Source organism: Synergistaceae bacterium (genome assembly GCA_031267575.1).
In the GTDB taxonomy this organism is placed as follows: Bacteria; Synergistota; Synergistia; order Synergistales; family Aminobacteriaceae; genus JAIRYN01.
In genome coordinates this window covers 1-4,285 of sequence record JAIRYN010000019.1, presented here as the reverse complement: position 1 = coordinate 4,285, position 4,285 = coordinate 1, and the positions used below count along the sequence as shown (strand labels likewise).

Here is a 4,285-nt window from a genome sequence, read left to right as displayed (position 1 = left end):
CTGGTCGTCATCGATCCGGTCGAAGAGCGTCTCAAGCTCGCCCGAACCTACGGCGCCGACCTGACGATCAACCCGGCGAAGGAAAACGCCGAAGCCATCATCCGTTCGTTGACCGGCGGTTACGGCTGCGACGTATACATCGAAGCCACCGGCAATCCGGTTGGCGTCACGCAGGGTCTGAACATGATCCGCAAGCTCGGTCGCTTCGTCGAATTCAGTGTCTTCGGCAAGGAAACGACCGCCGACTGGTCGATCATTGGCGATCGCAAGGAACTCGACATTCGCGGCGCCCACCTCAGTCCCTACACGTATCCCGTCGCCATCGACCTGCTCGAACGCGGATTAGTGACCTCGAAAGGCATCGTCACGCACCGCTACAAACTTTCCGACTGGAAAGCCGCTTTCGAGTGCGCGCATTCGGTCGAATCGATCAAGGTCGTGCTGGTGCCTGATGGCCAATGATCCTGGGAGAAGCAACCGAAGCGTTCGGGGTTTATCACCGCGTGACAGTCTAGGTGAAGCCCCCGGATCGAGAGTGGCGGCGTGACGTTTTGGGGGCCTGCGTGGCGATAATTACATTTCGTTACGCAAACACCCAATATGTCAAACAGACGCTCGTTTCGGAAACTCCTATCATTTCTCCTGTTGTTCCAGCGTCCCTCGCTGGCAATGTTTGACCCTCCCTGACCCATCGTAACGATGGGATTTTGAATCCCATGCCGAACGGTGTGGGATTTTTTTTGGTTTGGGGCAGGTTCGGCGCCAACGGCGGGAGACATTGTTGCTTCAAGTAAGATTACTGGCCAAACAGAGAGAAAGGATCGAACTATGTATTCCGTCGTGAACAAACGTACCGGACAAGTCCTTGCTTCCAATTTGACGCTGGACGCGGTCGATACCTGGATTGCCAGAAACGAATCCAAATACGCTGGAATCCGCGTCGTCGGCATGACCGTCTTTGTAGCCGACGCTGGCTGACGCACGGCGTCTTTCATCCTTTGCCGGGCGACCGCGCTTCGCGGAAAGTGCGGTCGTTTCTTTTCATCCCGTTTCTTTTCGTCCACTCGCCGTAAGCAAAGCCGCTCCAATTGGCGAGATCTATGATCGCTTTGTTTCCGGCTTTGAACGCTCCGCCTATCCCCATGCAGAGACGGGGGATCGTAAAGACAATGATGCAAAGAATGAATGTCATGAGGTTTTCCTCTTGATGTTAACACCAGTCGTCAGCAAAATTCTGCGTTACTTTGCGCCAAATAAGCGATAACAGACTTGGGGACTACGGTTTTCTCAAATGACAATCACCTATGGTCGTTTTGCGCTGTTTCGCCGGGGTTCGCTTCGCTTACCCAACCTACGAGCTTTCCGGTTGGAAATCTCTCCGTTTGAAGCGTTGGGGGTACAATAATCATCCTGGAAATCAGCTTCGACCCGGACAAGAACGAACGGAACCTTCGTGAACGCGCTTTGCCGCCCGAACGGGCGGCGGAATTCGATTTTGAGACGGCGAAGCTGTACCAGGACAGGCGCAATGACTATCCCGAAGTCCGTATTGTCGCCATAGGGTATCTGGATCATCGGTTGCACGTGTTGGTATTTTGCGAGACGCTGACTGGTATTCGGGTCATCAGTTTTCGCAAAGCCAACGCCAGAGAAGGAGCAAGACATGGGTTCCCGCTTGCCAGAGATTGACGATGATGGAGAAGTTGGCGATTTGTCCGGGGTTGATCCGGCGCTGTTCAAACCCTTCAGCGAATTGCCGCCTTCCTTGCAAACCAAGCTGCGCGACCGCCCGCGTTCCGCGTTCCCCAAGCAGGCGGTAAAAATCTGCCTGGACGCGGACATTCTTGCCGCGCTCCGGGCGAGCGGGGAGGGATGGCAAACGCGGATCAACGACGCCCTGTGCGCTTCGCTCGCCCTTTCCGGGAAAGTGCCTTTGTTAGTCGGTGTGCCGCAGACTGTCCGGCGCGACATAGGCCCCGCTGACGGTGTCAAAACGTGTAGGTTGGGTGAGCGAAGTGAAACTCGACAAGCGCCCGTTCCGGCGTGGAGCGCCGTAAATCGATGAACGAATGCTTCGTTTACCCAACCTACGAACTCATGACGTGCTTTTCCAGCCACAAGAGGGGCAAACGTGGGTTCGGGGTGGAAGAGATGCGGCCATAATGTCAAACCTCCAAATTCATTTTGCCGAAAAAAGCGGGCATGGCCGACTACGATCCGGGTCTCATTTGCCTGTTCTCTTGTCGGGTTGGGTCATTCTTTTTCAAGAAGCTTGCCGATTTGACCACCAGGATGATCAGAACCAATAACGGACCGATGGGGCCACTGACGACGAATAACAGCAGACACGCCGAAGCTACGATGGATACCGCCAGCCACCTCTTGAACACCATGAAGAAGCTATCTCCCGGCTGTCTTCCGTACATTCTTTTAAAGGCCATGAAAGTGTCAACGACATCCGATTCGGACACGACCTCAATCGCTCTGTTTCCGGTTTTGAACGCTCCGCCTATACCCATACAGAGGCAGAGAATCATAAAGACAATGATGCCAAGAATGATTGCCATGAGGTTCTCCTCTTAAATGATGTTAACGCCAATCGTCCGTCAAATTTCACATTACTTTACGTTAAATGAGCGATGATAGATTTTAGACAAAAATAACAACCGCTTATGGTTGTTTTGCGTTATTTCGCTGGGGTTCGCTTTGCTCACCCCAGCCTATACAGGCTTGAGTTGAACGTGCGGTCATTGTAAACAGAGGCCATGGCAGGTCATGTCACGGGGAATACAAAATAGGAAAATTTTTCAAATATGTTAGGCTCGCGGACTTTTATATGTTTGTTGCCGTACTTTTAGGTATTCATCAAAATTGGAAACGCCAGAATGCACACAATCACTCATACTGGCGACGTGCTGTTTCCAGATGCAGGAAGGATAGGCATAGACTCGCGGAGGGATGCGCAGACCCCTGGAGCGGGAAGGGAAACACATGGGGCGAGCAACACTCCTTCAAATAAAGTAGCTCAGCGCGCCTCGTGCCTATCCCCGCGGCAAGATCGCAGGGTATTAACGGCACGAAAACGGCGCACATCGCCAAAAGCAGACCAAAATCTGAAGTGTATTCCCCACGCCAAAAGCGCGGGGAATTACAAGTTCAAGTCGACCGTTTGTCCGCAGGCAGGAGTAGCTGTCCTCTTGTATTGACGTGCCTTTGATTGCGCTCTATGTCTTCGCCGATTTTTCCCCTTTGCGGTAGCTTTCCCGAATGTCTTTTTTCGTGCCTTCGACGGCTTTATCAAGCCACTTCGAGAGCCTATCCCGATGCTTATCTTTTTCTCCGGAGAGCGCATCATAAACGAGCATCACACCGCCCACTACCGAGAGAACGGGTGATAATACTACGATAAGAATTTTTTCCCAGCCTTCGAGGTCAGCGGAAGAGTCTGATTTTTCAGAAAACGTTCCACGAAGTTTTTCGTAGTAGTTCTTCAAATCCGCAGCCGACTCCCCGATTTCCTCCTGAATCTCGTCGACCAGCTTTTTTAAGCCCTCGTCAAGAGATTGCCAGATTTTCTTGGCAGCATCTTCATTGAAATCAAGTGGTCCCTTTTCGAATTTTTCGATCTCCTTCCCTCTTTTTTGCTTGAACTCATCGAGTCTTCGCAGACTTTTATCTCGCCAGTCCTTCCACCCGGATAAAAGCACTTTGTAAAAATTCATGAAAAAATCTTTTTCCAGTTCCTCAAAGAGAGTTTCCTTGCCAAAGGGTGAAACACTGGCGGCGTTCTGTCCGAGTTTCGTCTTGGCTTCGGAACAGATGTCGACAACGCTGTAATTGCCTAGGTATTCCGAAAGTTTCTTGGTGAACAAGTCGCGGAAAATTTTTCTTTTTGTTTCGTAGTCGCCATTATCCGCATGGGTCAGAGCGATAAGGAATTGTCTAAAAATAATAATGACACATTAAGGAATACCGGTCATACTACGAGGTATGGGGAATATAGATATAAATGTGTTAAGGATGCGTATAGGGGTTATGTTGCCGACACTCAACGAGTATCAACGGAGGAGATATTTGTCGGCGGAAGCCAAAGCAATCGGATATGGCGGAATCAGCCTTGTCAGGCGGATATCTGGAGTATCGCGTCAGACGCTAACGGGGGGCGTGAAAGAACTTGATGATCCTGAAGCGGAGATATTAAAACAAGGCAGAAGTCGTAGAGCAGGTGGAGGGCGCAAACCGGTTTGGGAAGGACATCCCGATATTTTTGATGTGCTTTCTGAAT

8 protein-coding genes are annotated in these 4,285 nt (G+C 51.2%); 5 read left to right on the top strand and 3 right to left on the bottom strand.

Features of this window, described 5'->3' with window-relative positions:
- Positions 1-462, top strand: a 462-nt coding sequence (locus LBJ36_02715) for a zinc-binding dehydrogenase (protein MDR1377947.1), incomplete at its 5' end; no start/stop codon positions are given.
- Positions 463-840: 378 nt separating this feature from the next.
- Entirely contained in the window at positions 841-978 is a 138-nt protein-coding gene (locus LBJ36_02710) for a hypothetical protein (GenBank protein MDR1377946.1), read from the top strand.
- Positions 979-991: 13 nt separating this feature from the next.
- On the opposite strand, the gene LBJ36_02705 is transcribed toward LBJ36_02710, so the two are convergent.
- Positions 992-1,192 carry a hypothetical protein gene (locus LBJ36_02705; GenBank protein ID MDR1377945.1) on the bottom strand — a complete coding sequence of 67 codons (201 nt, stop codon included), beginning with the start codon at positions 1,190-1,192 and terminating at the stop codon, positions 992-994.
- 224 nt (positions 1,193-1,416) lie between these two features.
- Here LBJ36_02705 and LBJ36_02700 point away from each other — a divergent pair, with 224 nt between their 5' ends.
- The gene (locus tag LBJ36_02700) at positions 1,417-1,689 is read left to right on the top strand and encodes a BrnT family toxin (GenBank protein ID MDR1377944.1); all 273 of its coding nucleotides are present in this window, start codon (positions 1,417-1,419) and stop codon (positions 1,687-1,689) included.
- Positions 1,664-2,065, top strand: a complete 402-nt coding sequence (locus tag LBJ36_02695; protein ID MDR1377943.1) for a BrnA antitoxin family protein — start codon at positions 1,664-1,666, stop codon at positions 2,063-2,065. The genes LBJ36_02700 and LBJ36_02695 overlap by 26 nt, the downstream gene beginning before the upstream one ends.
- Before the next feature lie 145 nt (positions 2,066-2,210).
- Here the strand turns inward: LBJ36_02695 and LBJ36_02690 are convergent, their stop codons facing one another.
- Both LBJ36_02690 and LBJ36_02685 read right to left on the bottom strand, forming a co-directional pair.
- Entirely contained in the window at positions 2,211-2,567 is a 357-nt protein-coding gene (locus LBJ36_02690; protein MDR1377942.1) for a hypothetical protein, read from the bottom strand.
- A gap of 657 nt (positions 2,568-3,224) precedes the next feature.
- Positions 3,225-3,872 carry a hypothetical protein gene (locus LBJ36_02685; protein ID MDR1377941.1) on the bottom strand — a complete coding sequence of 216 codons (648 nt, stop codon included), beginning with the start codon at positions 3,870-3,872 and terminating at the stop codon, positions 3,225-3,227.
- Between the two features lie 202 nt (positions 3,873-4,074).
- Here LBJ36_02685 and LBJ36_02680 point away from each other — a divergent pair.
- On the top strand, positions 4,075-4,285 hold a 211-nt coding region (locus tag LBJ36_02680), incomplete at its 3' end, for an ISAzo13 family transposase (protein ID MDR1377940.1).

Bases quoted from the DNA above. Each gene is read 5' to 3' on its own strand.
- LBJ36_02705 (MDR1377945.1), bottom strand. From the start codon at position 1,192: ATGACATTCATTCTTTGCATCATTGTCTTTACGATCCCCCGTCTCTGC.
- LBJ36_02695 (MDR1377943.1), top strand. From the start codon at position 1,664: ATGGGTTCCCGCTTGCCAGAGATTGACGATGATGGAGAAGTTGGCGAT.
- LBJ36_02690 (MDR1377942.1), bottom strand. From the start codon at position 2,567: ATGGCAATCATTCTTGGCATCATTGTCTTTATGATTCTCTGCCTCTGT.